The organism is Microbacterium sp. NPDC089695 (assembly GCF_044749085.1).
In the GTDB taxonomy this organism is placed as follows: Bacteria; Actinomycetota; Actinomycetes; order Actinomycetales; family Microbacteriaceae; genus Microbacterium.
This window is the reverse complement of sequence record NZ_JBIVHG010000001.1, coordinates 818986-836664: the sequence shown is the minus strand read 5'-3', so window position 1 is coordinate 836664 and position 17679 is coordinate 818986. Positions and strand designations below refer to the sequence as shown.

Here is a 17679-nt window from a genome sequence, read left to right as displayed (position 1 = left end):
CGCCGACCTCGGGTGGTCGGCGGCACGGGTTCCCCGGGGGGTGGGGAAGAATGCCGGGCGGCGTCGCGCCCCGGCATCCGCTCAGTCGTCGCCGTCGGTGCCGACGACCGCGAAGTCGGCGCCGAGCTCGATCTCGATCGAGCGGCGGTCGTCGCTCACGACGCGGACGTCGTACGGGCCGGATGCGTCGTCGTCGGCGTCGAGGTCGGTGATGAGGCCGTCGGCCTCGTCGAGCGCGGCGGCGACCAGCGCGCGGATCGTGGCCTCGTCGAGCGCGAACGCCGGGGTGGTGTCGTCGTCGTCGCCCTCGTCGACCGACACCACGCTCGCGTCGCCGTCGGCGGTGACGCGCACCTCGGTCTCTCGGCCCGTCGCGTCGACGACCTCGACCTCCCAGGCGCCGTCGCGCTTGGCGTCGATGGAGGTGACCTCCCCGTCGGCCGCGCCGCGCGCCGCGTTCGCGATGTCGACGATCTCGTCGGCCGACGCGCTGCCGATGCCCGTGACGGGACCGCCCGCGCCGGGGCCGCCAGAGCCCGGGCCGTCGTCGTCGCGGCTGCCGTCGCCGCGCCGGTCGTCGTCGCCGGGGCGGTCGCTCTGGCTCTGGCCGCGGTCGCCGCGGTCCTGGTCGTCGCCGCGGGGACCGTCGGAGAACGGTGCACGGTCGTCGTCGTGGTCGTCGGCGATCGCGGCGCCGACCGCGATGCCGCCGCCCGCGAGGATCACGGCTGCGGCGATGCCGCCGCCGATCAGGAGCCCGCGGGTGAGGCCGGTCTTCTTCGGCTCGGCGGGCGGCGCCGCCTCCGCGCCTGCGGCGGGATCGGCGATCGGGGTCTGCGGCTGCGTCGGCAGTTCGGATGCCGGGGCGACGGGAACCGTCGGCGCATCCGGGGTCGACGAGGACTCGTCCGGGGTGGGGTTCTTGTCGTTCATGACTCCGATGGTGCCCGCACAGCGCTGAAGCGATCCTGAAGCGACCTGAAGGCGTCTTCAGGAACGCGGCGGGTCAGACGAGCGGCAGGGCCACGACGAATCGCGCGCCGCCCCACCGGGACTCGTCGATCGTCACCGAGCCGCCGCTCGCCGTCGCGATGCCGCGCGCGATCGCGAGACCGAGGCCGCTGCCTCCGGCATCCCGGCTGCGTGCCTCGTCGAGTCGCACGAAGCGCTCGAAGATCCGCTCCCGCTCGGCAGGGGGCACACCGCCCCCGTCGTCCTCCACCGTCACGAAGACGGTGTCGCCCGACGGGGTGACGCCGATCGCCACGCGCCCGACGCTGTGCCGGGCTGCGTTGTCGGCGAGGTTGCGCAGCAGCTGTCCGAGCAGCCGGGGGTCGGCGTGCACGCGCGACGCGCGGATGCCCGTGCCGTCGACGTCGAGACCGCGGGCACGCAGCCGGCGCACCTCGCCCAGCGCGATGTCGTCGAGGTCGACGGGTTCGGGGTGGCTGCCGGCGCCCTCGTCGAGGCGCGCGAGCAGCAGCAGCGACTCCACGATGCCCTGCAGTCGCAATCCCTCCTCCGACACCACCTCGGCCAGCTCGCCGATGCTCGTCGTGCCGGGATGGGTCTGCGCGAGCTCTGCATGCTGGCGGATCGTGGCGAGCGGGGAGCGCAGCTCGTGCGAGGCGTCCGACACGAACCGGCGCTGCGCCGTCGCCGAGGCGTCGAGCCGGTCGAGCATCCCGTTCATGGTGGTCGCCAGCGCGGCGATCTCGTCGGCCGAGCGCGGAACGTCGACACGACGGTGCAGGCGCTCGGCCGTGATGCCGTCGACCTCCTCGCGGATGCGGGTCACCGGCCTGAGCGCTCGACCCACCACGAGCCAGGTCGTCACCGCGACGAGCACGAGAAGCAGCGGCACCGCGATCGCGAGCAGCGTCGCGACGGTCGAGAGCGCGTCGTGGTCGTCGTCGAGCGGCACCGCGAGCACGAGCGTCTGGTCGTCGTCGAGGTCTTCCGACACGACGAGCATGGGCGTGCCGTCGATCGTCGTGGTCCGCGGATCGTCGGCGACCGGCAGCGCCGCCGATCCCAGCTCGTCGAGGGCGTCCTCGCTCGCGGAGCGGACGGATCCGTCGCGGCCGATGATCTGCACGATCTCGTCGTCGCCGACCGACGAGAGGCCACGGCCCCCGGGGCCTCCCGGGCCGCCGGGGCCGTCGAGGCGGTCGGCGAGCTCCTCGACCCGCTGCTCGGCCGTGTTCACCGCGCCGGATCGGATGCTGGCGCCGAGGATCCCGTAGAACGACAGCGCGCCGGCGATCAGCGCGACCGCCACGACCGCGGTCGCCCCGAGCGTGGTGCGGCCGCGGACCGAGCGCCAGCCGCGGCTACCCACCGTGAGCCGCCAGTCGGTACCCGGCGCCGCGGATCGTCTCGATCGCCTCGCGGCCGAACGGCTTGTCGACCTTGCGCCGCAGGTGCCCGACGTACACCTCGACGATGTTCGGATCGCCGTCGAAGTCGTCGTCCCACACCCCGTCGATCAGCGCGCGCTTCGACAGCACCTGGCCGCGGTGGCGCATCAGGTGCTCGAGCACGGCGAACTCGCGCGCCGTGAGCGAGATCGGCGTCTCGCCGCGCCAGACCCGGTGCGCCGAAGGGTCGAGACGCAGATCACCGGCCTCGAGGACGGCCGGACGTTCGACAGCGCCGCGTCGCACGAGCGCACGCAGACGGGCGACGAGGATCGCGAACGAGAACGGCTTCGTGACGTAGTCGTCGGCACCGCTCTCGAGGGCCTCGACCTGGTCCCACTCACCGTCCTTCGCCGTGAGCATGAGCACCGGAGTCCAGTTCTCCTCGGCCCGCAGCGCCTCGCAGACCTTCCATCCGCTCATGCCCGGCATCATGAGGTCGAGCACGATCGCGTCGTAGCGGGTCTCGCGCGCGCGCCACAGTCCGTCGACGCCGTCGTTCGCGACGTCGACCGCGAAGCCCTCGGCCTCGAGACCTCGGCGCACGGCGTCGGCCAGGCGCACCTCGTCGTCCACCACCAGGATCCGCATGCCTCCAGTGTGGCGTGCCCAGCCTGAAGCGGGGCTGAAGCGTCGTCACAGACCTGTCGCGGGCACGTGCCGTCTGGCAGAATCGCCGTGTCCGCGGTCGGCCTGCCGCGGAGCACTCTGGGGGAAGGGGCGCGCAGTGGACGGTCAGGATGATCCGCTGACGGGGATGCCGTCGCAGGAGTTCGCCGATGAGCTGCGTGCCGCCGTCCGACGGCGCGGGGTGTCGCTGCGGGTCCTGCAGCAGAGGCTGCGTGACCGCGGCGTCGACGTGAGTGTCGCGGCCCTGTCGCAGTGGCAGTCCGGTGCTCGACGACCCGCGTGGGAGACGTCCGCCGACATCGTGCGGGAGTTGGAGGATCTGCTCGGCATCGACGAGGGCCACCTGGCGCGCACGCTGGTACCGGCACGCCGGGTCGCGGCCGACCGCAACCTCCCGTTCGCGAGCTTCATGGGCCTCGAGCTCAACGAGATCACCGACGAGAGCGCGCCGCGGGCATTGTCGGAGCGCTCGTCGACGCTCATGTCGACGGTCGACGCCGAGGGGCGCCTGATCCGCAATCATGTGCGCAATCTCTGGCAGGCGCGCGAGGAGGGCGCGCAGGAGGTCGCGGTGTACATCACGATCGAGCCCGGGGAGGTGGCGACCCCCGAGGTCCGCGGGGTCGTCGGGTGCGAGCTCGTCGACGTCCTGGTCGACGAGGAGCAGCGCGTGATCCGACCGATCGTGCGCCTCGACGCGCCCCTCCGTCGAGGCCAGGTCGCGCTCGCCGAATGGGAGTCGTTCGATCACCGGTACGCCGACGACGTGGTGAGCGGCGAGCAGATGCTCGTCGCCGTGCGTCACGAGGTCGAGGTCGGCGTCTTCGTCTACTTCGATCCCGCCCTGCTTCCCCGACGGTGCTGGGCGACCGTGGCCGAGGGCGACCGCGAGCGCGCGTTCCCGGTGCCGCTGATCGGCACGTGCGCCTCGCACGTCGAGTTCGACTTCGGCCCCGGCAGCATCCGCATCGACTGGGAGTGGTGACGGGTCGGCCGCGCGCTGCGAAGGAGATCTCGCGTTCGGGAGGAGGAATCCCGGAGATTCGTCCTCCCGAACGCGAGATCTCCTCCCGAACGGATGCCGCGGGGGAGGGTGCGCGAGGCGGCGGGGCTACGCGTGCACGGGGTAGTGGCTCGAGATCGCGATGCGGTTCCAGCTGTTGATGACCACGGTGAGCCAGGTCACGGCGGCGATCTGCTTCTCGGTGAGCACCCCGTCGACGTCGACCCCGCGCTCGGCGATGCGCCCGTGGTCGCCGATCAGCGTCACCTGCTCGGCGATCTGCAGCGCCGCCTGCTCGTCGGGGGTGAAGTACTGCGACTCCCACCATCCGGCCACCACGGCGAGCCGGTCGGCGGTCTCGCCCGCGGCGATCGCGTCGGCGCAGTGCATCTTCAGGCAGAACGCGCAGCCGTTGAGCTGCGACGCCCGCACCTTGACGAGCTCGACGAGGAGCGGTGACAGCCCCGCATCGACGGCGGCCGCCGCGGCCTGGTCGTTGAACTCGAGCATCGCCTTGTACGGCGCGGGGTAGACCTTGCCGATGTTCACGGGGGACATCTCTCTCCTTCGTGGGTCGGGGCGCGGAGCGCGCCTCATCGAGATGACGATGCGGCCCGCGGATGTGTGAGGTCGTGGCCGTTGTGGTCTTCCTCGTGTTGCGCGGACTGTTCCGCTCGAGCACCGATTGACCGCATCCCTGACCGCCCGCGGGCGCGACGACGCCCCCTGCGCGTGGGGCGGCAGGGGGCGTCGATGCGGGGGCGTGGGGGATCAGGAACCTACGGAGACGGATGCCTCGGCGATGAGTCCGTCCATGAGGGTGCGCGCGTTGCCGTAGCCCTCGGAGATCGCGGCATGTTGCATCGTGAGCAGCACGTAGTCGGCGTTCTCCTTGATCGCGAACTCCTTCTCGACCGTGGTCCAGGCGGGGAGCACCCACGGCTTGTCGTTGGCTCGGGCGGCGGCGATCACGCGGCGGAAGTCGTCGAAGTCCGCCTCGGTCTGCCGGTAGGCGCCTCGGCCGCTCATGGCGGCGAGGTCGCCGGGGCCGATGAAGATGCCGTCGACCGTGGGCAGCGCCGCGATCGCCTCGACGTCCTGCAGCGCGCGAGGATCCTCGACCATCGGGAAGACCTTGATGCCGCGGTCCTGCGCGGCGATCCACTCGTCCGAGTACCCGCGGTAGCTCATGGTGCGACCACCCGCGAGGCTGCGCGAGCCCAACGGCGGGAACTTCGCGAAGTCGGTGATGCGCTTGGCGTGCTCGAGCCCCTCGATGTGCGGGATGATCACGCCGTCGGAGCCGAAGTCGAGCGCCTGCTGGATCGCACCGCGCTCGGGCACGAGCACCTTCGCCAGCACTTCGAGGCCGAGGCCCTTGAGCAGCGGGATGAACCGCTCGAGGATGGCGAGGTCGAACGATCCGTGCTCGATGTCGAGCACCACGAAGTCGTAACCGAGCCCCGCGACGATCTCGCCGATCGCGCTGCTGCCGTCCGAGAGCCAGGCTCCCTGCTTGAGTGTGTGGGTCATGATGTTCCTTTCGGTGTTCCGGATGGCGTCAGGCGGATGCGACGACGGTGAAGCGGCGGTTGGCGAGCGAGGGGTTCACGGCACGCACCTGGGCGACGCGGGCCGGCGTCGCGTCGGCGACCGCGATGCCGCTCGACTCGCCGATCTCGCCGAGCGTGATGCCCATCGGGTCGACGATGATGCTGCCGCCCGTGCCGACGCCCGGTCCCTGCGAGACGGCCGCGACGTACAGGGTGTTCTCGATCGCGCGGGCGCGGGCGAGCGTGTTCCAGTGATCCTCCTTGCGCGCGCCCGGCATCCATGCCGCGGGGTAGAGCAGCAGGTCGACGCCGGCGTCGGCGTGCTCGCGGGCGACCTCGGGGAAGCGCAGGTCGTAGCAGGTCAGCATCCCCACCTTCACGTCGTCGATCGTGAAGGTGACGGGGCCGTCGATGTCGCCGGGGCGGATGTGGTCGGACTCCAGGAAGCCGAACGCGTCGTACAGGTGCAGCTTGTGATAGACCCGCGACAGACCCTCTTCGGGCGTCACGAGCACGAGCGTGTTGTACCCGCGCGGCTCGCCGTCGATGCGCTCGAGCATGCCCGCGACGATCGCGACTCCGGTGCGACGCGACAGTGCGGCGAGCTCCGTCACGAACGGACCGTCGAGCGCCTCGCCCTGCTCGACGAACGCCGCGTCGAGGTTCGGCACGTCGTACATCGCGAACTCGGGGAACACGACCAGACGCGCACCGTCTGCGGCGGCCTCCTCCGTGAGGCGGGTGATCTCCGTGAGATTCGCGGCCTTGTCGCCGCCCGAGACCATCTGGCCGATCGCGAACTTCATGATGCTCCTTCTTTCGAGATGAGGCTCTCCGGCACGGAGAGCTCGGTGATGCAGTGCTGCACGAACGCCCGGCCGACCGCGTCGAGGCGGCGGTCGAACCAGGAGATCGAGGTCGTGAGTCCCACCGAGGGGTTCACGAGCGTGCGGTAGACGACGTGGTGCTGCGGGATGTCCGACAGCGACTTCGGGATGAAGCACACGCCCATGCCGGCCGACACCATGGCCGCCTGGTCGAGGTACGAGCCCATGACCTCGAGCGACCGCGGCGAGAATCCCGCGCGCATGCAGGCCGTGACGACCGCGTCGTATCCGGTCGGGTTCGCGGTGCGCGGCCCCTGCAGGATCCGCTCATTGCGCAGCATCGCGAAGTCGACCTCTTCGACGTCGGCGAGCGGATGGTCGTCGGGGAGCGCGACCAGGTAGTCCTCGGAGAACAGCGCCGTGGAGGTGAGATCCTTCAGATCGGGCTGGGTGAGCAGGATCGCCACGTCGATCGACCCCTGCTCCAGCTCGTCGATCAGCATCGAGGTCGCGATGCTGCGCACCTGCACCGTCGCCGTGGGATGCGCGCGGGTGAACTGGCGCACGGCGTGCGCGGGCGTGCTGAACATCATGGCCGGGACGATCCCGACCCGCACGCGACCGAACTCGTGGCTGCGCTGGTCGTCGAGCAGCTGCGTGATGTGCTGCATCGCCTCGAGCACCCGACGGCAGCGGTAGTAGAACTCGCGCCCCGCCTCGGTCGGGGTGATCGGCCGTGTGGTGCGGTCGATCAGCGCGACGCCCACATCCTTCTCCAGCCGCGAGATCTGCTGCGACAGCGCCGGTGCCGTGATGAAGAGGCTGTCGGCGGCCTGCTTGAATCCGCCGGCATCCACGAGCGTGACGAACAGCTCGAGCCGTCGAGTCTCCACGACTACCGCCTCCTCAGGGCCATGCGCTCGGCACGCCGCACCCGCTGGATCTCGGGGTCGGGCACGGGGGCCGCGGCGATGAGTCGCTTCGTGTACTCGTCGGTCGGGTGGTGCAGCACCTCTTCGGTCGGCCCCTCCTCGACCACGTCGCCATGACGCAGCACGACCACCCGGTTCGAGAGGGTCTCGACCACCGAGAGGTCGTGGCTGATGAACAGGCACGAGAACCCGAGCTCGCGCTGCAGCGCCAGGAACAGATCTAGCACCTGCGCCTGCACCGACACGTCGAGCGCCGAGGTCGGCTCGTCGGCGATCATCAGCACGGGGTCGGTCGCGATCGCACGGGCGATGCCGATGCGCTGGCGCTGCCCGCCCGAGAGCTCGTGCGGGTAGCGGTCCGACCAGTCGGGGTTGAGCTGCACGCGCTCGAGCAGCTCCTTGGCCCTCGCCCGTCGCGCTCGCGGATCCCGCTCGAGCCCCTGCCACAGCAGTGGGTCGGAGATCGCCTGCCCGATCGTGCGGCGGGGGTTGAGCGAGGATGCCGGATCCTGGAACACCATGGTGACGTGGCGTCGCAGCTGACGCAGCGCGCGACCGGGTCGTCCTGTGATGCGCTCGCCGCGGACCTCGAGCACGCCCTCGGTGACGGGCAGCAGTCCGATCGCGGCCTTGCCGATCGTGGACTTGCCCGACCCGGACTCGCCGACCAGCCCCACGATCTCGCCGCGCTGCACCTCGAGGTCGATGCCGTTGATGGCCTGGAACCCGGGGCGCCGCCAGCGCCCGGGGTAGCGGATCACGGCATCCTGCAGCCGCAGCACGGTCTCGGGCAGCGGCGTCGCAGCGGTCACGCCGTCGATGCGGAGCTTGTTGCCGGCCGCCGACAGGAAGTCGTCGGCCTTGCCGAGGTGCGGCACCGCGGCGAGCAGCGCCTGCGTGTACGGCTCCTTCGGGGTCTTGAACAGCTCGGCCGACGGGGCCTCCTCCACGACCCGGCCGTCCTTCATCACGACGACCTCGTCGGCGACGTCGGCGACGACGCCCATGTCGTGCGTGATGATGAGCACGGCCATGCCCATCCGCTCCTGGATCTCGGCGATCAGGTCGAGGATCTCGGCCTGCACCGTGACGTCGAGCGCGGTGGTGGGCTCGTCGGCGATCAGGAGGTCGGGCTCGGACGAGATCGCCATCGCGATCATCGCGCGCTGCCGTTGACCGCCCGAGAGCTGGTGGGGATAGTGGTCGACCTTCTCCTCGGGTGCCGGCATGTGCACGTCGCGCAGCAGCTGCACCGCGCGCTCCCGCGCCGCCTTGTGGTCCATCTCGTGGTGGCTCGTGAGCGCCTCGATCAACTGGTGGCCGATCGTGTACACGGGGTTCAGCGCCGTCATCGGCTCCTGGAAGATCGTCGCGATGCGGGACCCTCTCAGCGGCCGCAGGCCCTTGTCGCGCATCGGCACGAGGTCGACGCCGTCGAACAGGATGCGGCCGGTGCGGCGCGCGTTCGGCGGGAGGAGGTCGAGGATCGACATCGCCGTGACCGACTTGCCCGACCCGGATTCGCCGACCAGGGCGAGCGTCTTGCGCCGATCGACGCTGAACGACACGTCGTAGGTGACCTGGCGCCAGCCGTCGGGGGTGGCGAACTCGACGGACAGGCCGTCGACCTGCAGCAGCGGTTCGTTCATGAGCGCTTCTTCGCTTTCGGGTCGAGGAGGTCGCGGAGGGCGTCGCCGAGGATGCCGAACGCGAGGATCGTCAGCACGATCACCGCGCCGGGCACGAGCAGCACGTGCGGGTCGGTGGTCAGGTACCGCTGGCCGGCGGCGACCATCGAGCCCCACGACGGGGTGGGCGGCACGACGCCGAGGCCCAGGTAGCTGAGTCCGGACTCCATGAGGATCGCCGCGGCCATCGTGAGCGAGAACTGCACGATGATCGGCGCCGAGACGTTCGCGAGCACCGTGCGGAACAGGATCACGACGGTCGGGGCGCCGAAGGTGCGCGCCGCGTCGACGTACTCCTCGCGCTTGGTCGACAGCACCTGCCCGTAGGTGATGCGGGCGAAGATCGGGGCGAACAGCACGCCCATCGCGATGATGAGGGTGATCGGTCCCGGTCCGTACAGCGTCACCGCGAGGAGCGCGAGCACGATCGGCGGGAACGCGAGGATCACGTCGACGATCAGACGCATCGTGACGACCTCGGTGAGGCCGTTGAAGTAGGCGCCGAGCAGACCGAGGAGCGTGCCGAGGACGGTAGCGAGCAGGGTGGCGCCGAGGGCGATGAACAGCTCGACCTGCGCGCCGAACATGATGCGCGAGAGGATGTCGCGGCCGAGCTCGTCGGTGCCGAGCAGATGCCCGGGGCTGAACATCGGCTGCAGACGGATGGCGACGTTCTGCGAGATCGGGTCGTAGGGCGCGAGCAGGGGCGCGAACGCCATGAGCACGAGGATCACGACGAGGTACACCACCATGACGGTGCGCAGCGGGGTGATCGCCTGACGGAGGCGGGGGCTGAGTTTCATGCTCGCCTCACTCGGGGGTCGAGGATTCCGTAGGTGATGTCGACCACGATGTTGATCGCGATGAACAGCATCGCGATCACGATCACGACGCCCTGCACGACGGGGTAGTCGCGGGTCGTGACGCCGTCGACGAGGAGGCTCGACAGGCCGGGGTAGTTGAACACCCTCTCCACGAGCACGGTCGATCCGAGCAGGGTGCCGAAGCCGATGCCCACCACCGTGACGACCGGGGTCAGCGAGTTGCGCAGCACGTGGCGGCGGAACACCGTCATGGGGGCCAGGCCGATCGACTTCGCGGTGCGCACCCAGTCCTGGGTCTGCACTTCGAGCACGGCCGATCTCGTCATCCGCGCGATCTGGGCCGCGAACCCGACCGCGAGCGAGATCGCGGGGAGAGTGAGGCTCTTGATCGCGCCGAGGACGTCCTTCGACGGGTCGACGTAGCCGCCCGCCGGGAAGAGGCCGAGCGTGATCGAGAACACGAGGATGAGCACGGCGCCGAACACGAACACCGGCAGGGCCACGCCGATCGAGCTGAGCGCTGTGACGAGCGTGTCGACCCAGCCGCCGCGGCGGGCGGCGAGGGCCCCCATCGCGACGCCGATCACGATCGAGAGGACCGTCGCGTACGCCACCAGCATCAGGGTGCGGGGGAGGCGGGCGCCGATGGCCTCGAGCACGGGCTGCGAAGTGCGGAACGACTCGCCCAGGTCGCCGGTGAAGACACCGCCGAGGAACGAGAGGTACTGCGTGAGCAGCGGCTGGTTGAGTCCGAGCTGCTCGCGCAGTTGGGCTACCGCCTCGGGGCTGGGCGCCCCGCCGTCACCGGTGCTGAGCAGCAGCACGGCGGGGTCGCCCGGTACGAGTTGCAGTGCGGAGAAGATGAGGGTGAGGACCAGCAGGACCAGTCCCACCCCCATCGCCAGCCGCTTCGCGATGAAGAGGATCACGGCGGAGTCACTCCACGGAGGCGTGTGCGAGGTTCAGCGAGCTGTAGAAGACGAGGAACCCGGGGAGGGTCTCGAAGCCCTTGACCTTGTCGCTGTACGCGTAGGCCTGCTCGCGGGTGTTGATCGAGGCGAACGGCACGTCCTCGGCCCAGATGTCGGCGATCTGCTCGTAGATCTCCTTCTTGGCCGTGTCGTCGTCGGCAGCCCGCAGGCCCTCCTCGATCAGACCGCGCAGGGTGTCGTTGGAGTAGCCCCAGCCGACATTGAAGTTGCGGCTGTCGACGACCCAGTTGAGCAGGTACGAGGGGTCGGTGATGACGCCCGCGTCGCCCGAGACGGCGATGTCGTACTCGCCGGCGTTGCCCTTGCTGACACGCGTCGACCAATCGGGGGCGTCGAGCGTGACGTCGATGCCGATCGCCCGCAGGTCTTCCTGCACCGACAGCGCGTTGTCCTGCAGGAACGTGTACTGCGAGGTCGACAGCAGCGTGGCGGAGAAGCCGTCGGGGTACCCGGCATCCGCGAGCAGCTCCTTCGCCTTGTCGGGGTCGTAGCTCCACAGCTCGGCGGCCTTGGGGTCGTAGGCGGGGTCGTCCTCGGGGATCACGATGCCGTCGAGCGGGGCGCCGTTGCTCTGGAACGCCGCGGTCACCGCGTTCTCGCGGTTGAGCGCGTAGGCCACGGCCTGGCGCACCTTCGGGTCGGCGAACGGGCCCTCGGTCACGTTGAACTGCACGTACTGGAACGGCCCCTGCTGCGCGTCGACCGTGAGCCCGGCATCCGCGACCCGCTGGAAGTTCTCCCACGGCACGTACTCGATCATGTCGACGTCGCCGCTCAGCAGCGCGTTCGTGCGGGCCTCGCCGTCGGGGTAGAACTTCACCTCGATGCTGTCGAGCGAGACCTCGTCGGCGTCGTAGTAGTCGTCGTTCTTCTCGACCGTGAGACCGATGCCCTGGTCGAGGTTCGTCATCTCGAAGGGGCCGGCGCCGACCCAGTTGGGGGTGTCGGGGTTGAGGGAGGCGTCGGGCACGATCGCCGCGAACGGCAGCGCGAGGTACTGCAGGAAGGCCGTGTTCGGCTGCGCGAGCGTGATCGTCACGGTGTCGCCGTCGGCCGCGATGTCGGTGATGTCCTTGAGGCCGGCGGCGAGCTGCGAGCCGTTCGCCGGGTCGCGGTAGTAGTCGAGGGAGTTCTTCACGTTGTCGGAGGTCAGCGGCGAGTCGTCGCTGAACGTCAGGTCGGGGCGCAGCGTGAAGACGTAGCTCGTGGGGTCGCTCGTGTCGACCGACTCCGCGACGCCGGGCACGACCGCGCCCGTCTCGTCGTAGGTCATCAGACCGCGGTGCACGAGCGTCAGCAGCTGGTTGACCGCGCCGCCCTGCTGCATGCCGGTGATGGGGGTGGCCGGGTCGGCGGAGAGACCGAACGTGAGGGTCTGCGGGCCGCCGTCGCCCCCGGCATCCCCGGAGCCTCCCGAGCCGCCGCAGCCGGCGAGGACGAGGACGGATGCGGCGCCGAAGGCGACGGCGCCGATCCAGCGGGCGGGCGTGCTCCCTGGACGACGGAAGTGCTGTGAAGCGGGCATGACGAAGTCCTTCCATGGCGCGCACGGGCGCCATCGCTCGAGGTGTCACGAAACACGGAGCGTCGTCATCGACGGCTCCGTTGCTCGTCGGGGGGTGAAGGCCGGGTGGTGGGTTGACCCTTCGAGAATGATTATGTCCACGCCGCAGATAAGTGGGAAGTTCGTGTTCGCATAGTGAGATAACGAAATGCTTAACCTGTTCGGTCGACCGGGACTTTTCCCGCTGCACGCGCGGATAAAAGACGGAAAACGCCTCCGAAACGGGCGTTTCGGAGGCGTCTTCGATCTTTCACCGGGCCGACGGGGCGGGCCGACCAGGCGTCAGGACACGGATGCCGGAAGGCGCAGAGTCGTCCGTGACCGCGTGAGCGGGAGGTCGGCGATCGTGCGCAGACCCGGCCCGGATGCCAGCGCGGGGCCGATCAGGTTGGTCACGACGCCCGCGGTCGAGGTGCCGCCGTCGGTCGTGTCGCCGCCCTGCACCGTCACGGCGATGTCGGGAGTCGCGGTGATGGCGATGCGGTCGCCGAGCTCGGGGTCGTCGGCGCGCACGTCGATCAGCCCCACCATCTCGAAGTCCGCGCGCAGGCGGTCGCCGGTCCAGCCGCGCACCCGCTGCCGGAATCCGCGCACGTGCCCGGGGGCCACGTCGGCGAACGGCGTCGCATGCCCGTCGGGGGAGATCACCGGATCCTTGGTCTGCTCCCAGCGGTCGACGTCGAGCCCGAGGGCGTCGGCCACCATGCGTGCGCTCTCGAGCAGGCCGATGTGGCCGATCTCTCCGCTGTCGGCGCCGGCGCGGAACCGGTCTTCGTCGAGGCCGGCGCCGATGTGCACCATCTCGTCGGGGCCGTACGGCGAGAAGTCGACGACCCGCGTCGCCCGCACGGCGTCGATGTCGCGGCAGCCGAGCGACGCGGCGATGGGCAGCAGGTCGAGGATCCACCCCGGGTTCACGCCGCCGGCGACGACCGTGCGCCCGGCCGCGACGGCGGTGCGGTGCAGGTCGGCCGCGAGGTCGGCGTTCTCCTCGCGCGGATAGACCAGCTCCTGGCACAGCGTGACGACGTCGGCGCCGGCGTCGAGCAACGCGGCGATCTGCGGCACCGCCACGTCGACGAACGCGGTGGTCGCGTGCACGGCGACGTCGGCGCGGAGGTCGCCGAGGCGCACCTCGTCGGGATGCCGCACGACCACGTCGGGCCATCGCGACGTGCCCACGACCTCGCCCAGTCGGCGACCGACGAGCGTCGCATCCGTGTCGAGCACGGCGATCACGTCGGCATCCGTCCTGGCGGCGAGAGCCGCGAGGATCTCGCGGCCCATCGCGCCGAATCCCTGGATGATCACGGAGACCGTCATCGCATGCTCCTAGAAGTAGATGTTCGCGTCGGGCACGGGTTCGTCGCCCCGCGCGGCGTTGATCTGCGAGCGGAGCGCGATCTCGTCGACGATGCGACGTTCGCGCAGCACGCGTCCGTCGTGCACGAGGAAGTGCGAGACGCCGAGCAGATCGACGTCCGACCCGGTCACGGCGCCGAAGTCGGGCTGGCCGTCGTAGCGTCCGGTCATCTTCCACATCGCCGCGACCCGGATGCCGCCGTGCGGCACGCTGTCGTGGACCTGGATGTCGCGCACCTCGAAGCGGGCGGTCGGGAACGCCGAGAGCAGGCGCAGGGTCTCGCGCTGATAGCCCTGCGGCCGGATGTAGGTGGCGGCACCGGAGCTGTGCAGGAAGAGGTCGCGCACCATCAGCTCGTTCACGGCGCGGAAGTCGTGGCCGTTCCACACGGTGTCGATCAGGTTCAGCACGAGCTCGCACGCATCCCGGTGGTCATCGGGACGCTCTCCGCTGTCGCCGTGGGCGAGGACGTCGGCGGGCGCGGGGTCGAGGAACGAGCCGACGTACCCGCGGAAGGGCTTGGCGCGGGCCTCGGTCTCGGGGTCGCCGCCGGTCTGCAGCACCGCGGCGAGTCCGTCGCGCGCGATCCACTCCTCGACCATGCGGCCGCGCCGGTACAGGCAGTTGGCCACGCTGTGCACCTGCACGCGGGTCCACCGCTGGTCGACGAGCCGCTCCTCCGCGCGCAGGATGAGGTGGGAGCTGAGGAAGGCGTCGGCGCCGCGCGCCTCCCACACCACGTCCTCGGCCTGTGCGGGCTGTGCGCCGGGGTTCGCGGCGTTGACGGCCGAACGCATGGTGCTGCCGATGATCACCTCGTCGCGTGTGGTGATCGTGCCGTAGCCGTTGTGCACGATCGAGTCGGGCTCGTAGTTCTCCTCGATGTGGCGGATGTCGCGCTCGACCCAGATGCGGTCGGTGACCTCGCGGATGAAGTCGTCGGGGTCGGCGTACGGTCGGTACGCGACGGGGTCAAGCTCCACGACGCACCTCCCGCATCGAGTCGTCCCGGGATCGGCGGGGGTCGGTGGTGGGCGTCTCCTCGTCGCGGCATCGCATGGCTGAGACGCTACGCGGCGCGACGCGCGGGGGCCAGCCGGAGAGCACGGTGCTTCCCACAGGGATGCCCGATGGGTGCGGCCTGTGGTGACGTGATGACCAGTGGATGCGGTGACGCCCCGCCTCACATCCGCGGAGCATCCGTCGTCATACCGAGCATGAGACGACTGCACATCATCGCCCTGGCCGGGTCGACGGCTCTCGGCCTGTTCGTCGGCGGCTGGGCGTACCTCGCGGCGCAGAGCTTCTACGACTCGTTCCCCGGCGTGCTCGGATCCTGGGTCTCCGTCGACGGACCGTTCAACGAGCACCTCATCCGCGACGTCGGCGCGATGTACCTCGCGCTCGCCGCGGCGAGCATCGGGGGCCTTATCCGGCGGAGTGCGGCCGTGTTCCGCGTGCTCGGTCTCGCCTGGACGGTGTTCGGCGGCCTGCACTTCGCGTACCACGCGATGCATCTCGCCCACATGGACCCGGAGTCCGCGATCGGCGAGATGGTCGCACTGGGGGTGAGCCTGGCGCTCGGCATCGTGCTCCTGATCCCCGAACGCACCGGCGGCGCGCCGACATCAGGCGAGGGGCTCCAGGGGATTGTCACGGAGCTTGCGCACGACGCCGCCGTCGACGAGGCGGCACGCGGCGGATGACGGCTTGCGCTCGGCCTGGTCGACGACCGCGGCGCCGAATTCGTCCGCGAGGTCGAGGCGAGGATGCGCCGCGAGCACCTCGCGGCGGAAGCCTTCGGGAAGCGCTTCGGGCCGGGCGCCGGAGATGTCGAGGCCGGTCGCGACCTCGAGCAGGTAGCCCTCGGCATCCTCCGTCGGGTCCACGCTCGGCAGGTTGTGCGCGACGATCACGTCGAGCACACGGCGTCGCCGCGCGGCATCCCACCCGGCGCCGGCCGTGAGGGCGATGCCGACATGGCCGCCGGCGTGCTCGTAGGCGAGGGTGTGGTTGTCGAACTCCGACGCCAGGCCCATGTCGTGCAGCATCGCCGAGACGTACAGCAGCTCGTGGTCGATGCCCTCGCGGCCCTCGATCGCGGCGAACGCCTCGGCCCAGAGCCACGACCGCATGACGTGGTTCACGAGCGACGGGGAGTGGTACTCGTGCGCGAGCTCGAGCGCTCCGCGGGCGGCGGCGGTGTCGGGCACGATGAAGTCGGCGATGCGCATGGCCTCAGTCTCGTGACCGCGGCGGTTGCGCACGACGGCCTCTACCGCCAGCATCCCGCCGATTCCCGCCATCCCGTGCAGGTGGCGGGTGGCGGGTGGCGGATCAGGCGACGGGCGCCTGCGCCCCGACCCGGTATCGCGCCGCGCGGTGCGAGTCCTGCACGCGGTCGCCCTTGCCGTGGAGCTTGTGCCGCAGGGTGCCCGGTGTGTACTCCTCGGGGTAGGCGCCGCGCTCGCGAAGCACCGGGATGACGTGCTCGATGACGTCCTGCCAGGTGCCCGGCGTCACGGCGTAGGCGAGGTTGAAGCCGTCGATGTCGGTCTCCTCGACCCACGACTGCAGCTCGTCGGCGATCTCCTCGCCCGAACCGACGATCGTGGGGCCGAGGCCGCCGATCGCGTTGTGGCGGCCGAAGTCGCCCACCGTCCACTCGCGGCCCAGGTCGGCCTCCTCCTTGAGGTGCTGGAGCACCGACTGGATGGCGTTCGACTCGACGCCTGCGACCGGCTCGTCCTCCTCGTACTGCGACAGGTCGACGCCCATCCAGCCCGACATGAACGTGAGCGCGCCCTCGGGACTCGCGTACGACAGGTACTCGGCGTGCTTCGCCGCGGCATCCTCGCTCGTCGCTCCGGTGATGACCGTGAGCAGCGTGTAGATGCGGGCGTCGTAGCGGTCGCGGCCGGCGGCTTCGAGCGCGTCGCGGATGCGCTTCACGGTTCCTGCGAGCACTTCCTTCGACGGGGCGGCGACGAAGATCGCCTCGGCGTTCTCGGCCGCGAACTTCACACCGCGGGGGCTCGCGCCCGCCTGATAGATCACGGGCGTGCGCTGCGGGGAGGGCTCGGAGATGTGGATGCCGGGAACGCTGAAGTGCTTCCCCTCGTGGCCGATCGGGTGCACCTTCGACGGGTCGGTGAAGATGCCGCGCTCGCGGTCCTCGACCACGGCGTCGTCTTCCCACGACCCCTCCCACAGCTTGTACAGCACCTCGACGTACTCGTCGGCGTGGTCGTAGCGGTCGTCGTGCGCGAGCTGGTCGGTCTGCCCCATGTTGCGGGCGGCGCTGGGGAGGTAGCCGGTCACGACGTTCCAGCCGACGCGGCCCTGGGTGAGGTGGTCGAGCGTGCTGAGCCGGCGGGCGAACGGATAGGGATGCTCGAACGCCGTGCCGGCCGTGACACCGAAGCCGAGGTGCTCGGTCACCGCTGCCATGGCGCTGACGAGCAGGATCGGGTCGTTCACCGGCACCTGCGCGCCGTTGCGGATCGCGGCCTCGTTCGTGCCCCCGTACACGTCATAGGTGCCGAGCACGTCGGCGATGAAGATGCCGTCGAACGTGGCGCTCTCGAGGAGCTTCGCGAGGTCGGTCCAGTACGAGATCGTGTTGTAGTGACGCGAGCGGTCGTCGGGGTGGCGCCACAGGCCGGACGACTGGTGGGCGACGCAGTTCATGTCGAAGGCGTTGAAGCGGATCTGTCGGGTCATGCCGTCTAGGAGACCGCGTCGACCTGTGCCTCGCCAGTGCCGCCGACACGCGACGACACATTCGAGGCGTCACCACGTCGGGGGCCGACACGCCAGATGTCGGACTTTCTCGCCGGATCGGTCCGACATCTGGCGTGTCGGCGGGCGGTGCGGCGGCGGG

At 70.4% G+C, this 17679-nt stretch carries 17 protein-coding genes; 2 read left to right on the top strand and 15 right to left on the bottom strand.

Annotated features, from left to right (window positions below):
• Positions 1 to 81: 81 nt before the first annotated feature.
• From ACIPYT_RS04180 to ACIPYT_RS04170, 3 genes are all read right to left on the bottom strand, one after another.
• Entirely contained in the window at positions 82 to 933 is an 852-nt protein-coding gene (locus tag ACIPYT_RS04180) for a hypothetical protein (RefSeq protein WP_401070928.1), read from the bottom strand.
• A gap of 73 nt (positions 934 to 1006) precedes the next feature.
• Positions 1007 to 2341, bottom strand: a complete 1335-nt coding sequence (locus ACIPYT_RS04175; protein WP_401070926.1) for a sensor histidine kinase — start codon at positions 2339 to 2341, stop codon at positions 1007 to 1009.
• Positions 2334 to 3011, bottom strand: a complete 678-nt coding sequence (locus ACIPYT_RS04170) for a response regulator transcription factor (RefSeq protein WP_401070924.1) — start codon at positions 3009 to 3011, stop codon at positions 2334 to 2336. Before ACIPYT_RS04170 ends, ACIPYT_RS04175 begins: the two co-directional genes overlap by 8 nt.
• Before the next feature lie 136 nt (positions 3012 to 3147).
• Between ACIPYT_RS04170 and ACIPYT_RS04165 the strand changes: the two genes are divergently transcribed.
• A complete protein-coding gene (locus ACIPYT_RS04165; protein ID WP_401070922.1) occupies positions 3148 to 4035 on the top strand; it encodes a hypothetical protein in 888 nt (295 codons plus the stop codon).
• 126 nt (positions 4036 to 4161) lie between these two features.
• On the opposite strand, the gene ACIPYT_RS04160 is transcribed toward ACIPYT_RS04165, so the two are convergent.
• The 10 genes from ACIPYT_RS04160 to ACIPYT_RS04115 all read right to left on the bottom strand — a co-directional run bounded on the left by ACIPYT_RS04160 (position 4162) and on the right by ACIPYT_RS04115 (position 14779).
• Positions 4162 to 4611, bottom strand: coding sequence for a carboxymuconolactone decarboxylase family protein (locus ACIPYT_RS04160; RefSeq protein WP_401070920.1), 450 nt, complete (start codon positions 4609 to 4611; stop codon positions 4162 to 4164).
• A gap of 213 nt (positions 4612 to 4824) precedes the next feature.
• Positions 4825 to 5586: an HpcH/HpaI aldolase/citrate lyase family protein gene (locus ACIPYT_RS04155; protein ID WP_401070918.1), complete on the bottom strand. Its 762-nt coding sequence runs from the start codon at positions 5584 to 5586 to the stop codon at positions 4825 to 4827.
• 28 nt (positions 5587 to 5614) lie between these two features.
• Positions 5615 to 6412 carry a carbon-nitrogen hydrolase family protein gene (locus ACIPYT_RS04150; protein WP_401070916.1) on the bottom strand — a complete coding sequence of 266 codons (798 nt, stop codon included), beginning with the start codon at positions 6410 to 6412 and terminating at the stop codon, positions 5615 to 5617.
• Positions 6409 to 7326: a LysR family transcriptional regulator gene (locus ACIPYT_RS04145; RefSeq protein WP_401070914.1), complete on the bottom strand. Its 918-nt coding sequence runs from the start codon at positions 7324 to 7326 to the stop codon at positions 6409 to 6411. Before ACIPYT_RS04145 ends, ACIPYT_RS04150 begins: the two co-directional genes overlap by 4 nt.
• 2 nt (positions 7327 to 7328) lie before the next feature.
• Positions 7329 to 9014 (bottom strand): ABC transporter ATP-binding protein, encoded by a 1686-nt coding sequence (locus ACIPYT_RS04140; RefSeq protein ID WP_401070912.1) that lies wholly within the window; start codon positions 9012 to 9014, stop codon positions 7329 to 7331.
• The gene (locus ACIPYT_RS04135) at positions 9011 to 9856 is read right to left on the bottom strand and encodes an ABC transporter permease (RefSeq protein WP_401070910.1); all 846 of its coding nucleotides are present in this window, start codon (positions 9854 to 9856) and stop codon (positions 9011 to 9013) included. Before ACIPYT_RS04135 ends, ACIPYT_RS04140 begins: the two co-directional genes overlap by 4 nt.
• Entirely contained in the window at positions 9853 to 10806 is a 954-nt protein-coding gene (locus ACIPYT_RS04130; RefSeq protein ID WP_401070908.1) for an ABC transporter permease, read from the bottom strand. The genes ACIPYT_RS04135 and ACIPYT_RS04130 overlap by 4 nt, the downstream gene beginning before the upstream one ends.
• Before the next feature lie 7 nt (positions 10807 to 10813).
• Complete coding sequence (locus tag ACIPYT_RS04125; RefSeq protein WP_401070906.1) at positions 10814 to 12394, bottom strand: ABC transporter substrate-binding protein; 1581 nt, start codon at positions 12392 to 12394, stop codon at positions 10814 to 10816.
• Positions 12395 to 12715: 321 nt separating this feature from the next.
• The gene (locus tag ACIPYT_RS04120; protein WP_401070905.1) at positions 12716 to 13756 is read right to left on the bottom strand and encodes a hypothetical protein; all 1041 of its coding nucleotides are present in this window, start codon (positions 13754 to 13756) and stop codon (positions 12716 to 12718) included.
• Positions 13757 to 13765: 9 nt separating this feature from the next.
• Positions 13766 to 14779 (bottom strand): ester cyclase, encoded by a 1014-nt coding sequence (locus ACIPYT_RS04115; RefSeq protein WP_401070903.1) that lies wholly within the window; start codon positions 14777 to 14779, stop codon positions 13766 to 13768.
• A gap of 234 nt (positions 14780 to 15013) precedes the next feature.
• Here ACIPYT_RS04115 and ACIPYT_RS04110 point away from each other — a divergent pair, with 234 nt between their 5' ends.
• Positions 15014 to 15502, top strand: a complete 489-nt coding sequence (locus tag ACIPYT_RS04110; RefSeq protein ID WP_401070901.1) for a hypothetical protein — start codon at positions 15014 to 15016, stop codon at positions 15500 to 15502.
• Here ACIPYT_RS04110 and ACIPYT_RS04105 read toward each other — a convergent pair.
• Both ACIPYT_RS04105 and ACIPYT_RS04100 read right to left on the bottom strand, forming a co-directional pair.
• Positions 15425 to 16030 carry a cyanamide hydratase gene (locus ACIPYT_RS04105; RefSeq protein ID WP_401070899.1) on the bottom strand — a complete coding sequence of 202 codons (606 nt, stop codon included), beginning with the start codon at positions 16028 to 16030 and terminating at the stop codon, positions 15425 to 15427. The genes ACIPYT_RS04110 and ACIPYT_RS04105 overlap by 78 nt on opposite strands.
• A gap of 103 nt (positions 16031 to 16133) precedes the next feature.
• Positions 16134 to 17519: an LLM class flavin-dependent oxidoreductase gene (locus tag ACIPYT_RS04100; RefSeq protein WP_401070897.1), complete on the bottom strand. Its 1386-nt coding sequence runs from the start codon at positions 17517 to 17519 to the stop codon at positions 16134 to 16136.
• Positions 17520 to 17679: the final 160 nt, after the last annotated feature.

Bases quoted from the DNA above. Each gene is read 5' to 3' on its own strand.
- ACIPYT_RS04100 (WP_401070897.1), bottom strand. From the start codon at position 17,519: ATGACCCGACAGATCCGCTTCAACGCCTTCGACATGAACTGCGTCGCC.
- ACIPYT_RS04170 (WP_401070924.1), bottom strand. From the start codon at position 3,011: ATGCGGATCCTGGTGGTGGACGACGAGGTGCGCCTGGCCGACGCCGTG.
- ACIPYT_RS04140 (WP_401070912.1), bottom strand. From the start codon at position 9,014: ATGAACGAACCGCTGCTGCAGGTCGACGGCCTGTCCGTCGAGTTCGCC.
- ACIPYT_RS04110 (WP_401070901.1), top strand. From the start codon at position 15,014: ATGAGACGACTGCACATCATCGCCCTGGCCGGGTCGACGGCTCTCGGC.
- ACIPYT_RS04135 (WP_401070910.1), bottom strand. From the start codon at position 9,856: ATGAAACTCAGCCCCCGCCTCCGTCAGGCGATCACCCCGCTGCGCACC.
- ACIPYT_RS04125 (WP_401070906.1), bottom strand. From the start codon at position 12,394: ATGCCCGCTTCACAGCACTTCCGTCGTCCAGGGAGCACGCCCGCCCGC.
- ACIPYT_RS04180 (WP_401070928.1), bottom strand. From the start codon at position 933: ATGAACGACAAGAACCCCACCCCGGACGAGTCCTCGTCGACCCCGGAT.
- ACIPYT_RS04150 (WP_401070916.1), bottom strand. From the start codon at position 6,412: ATGAAGTTCGCGATCGGCCAGATGGTCTCGGGCGGCGACAAGGCCGCG.
- ACIPYT_RS04160 (WP_401070920.1), bottom strand. From the start codon at position 4,611: ATGTCCCCCGTGAACATCGGCAAGGTCTACCCCGCGCCGTACAAGGCG.
- ACIPYT_RS04105 (WP_401070899.1), bottom strand. From the start codon at position 16,030: ATGCGCATCGCCGACTTCATCGTGCCCGACACCGCCGCCGCCCGCGGA.
- ACIPYT_RS04120 (WP_401070905.1), bottom strand. From the start codon at position 13,756: ATGACGGTCTCCGTGATCATCCAGGGATTCGGCGCGATGGGCCGCGAG.
- ACIPYT_RS04155 (WP_401070918.1), bottom strand. From the start codon at position 5,586: ATGACCCACACACTCAAGCAGGGAGCCTGGCTCTCGGACGGCAGCAGC.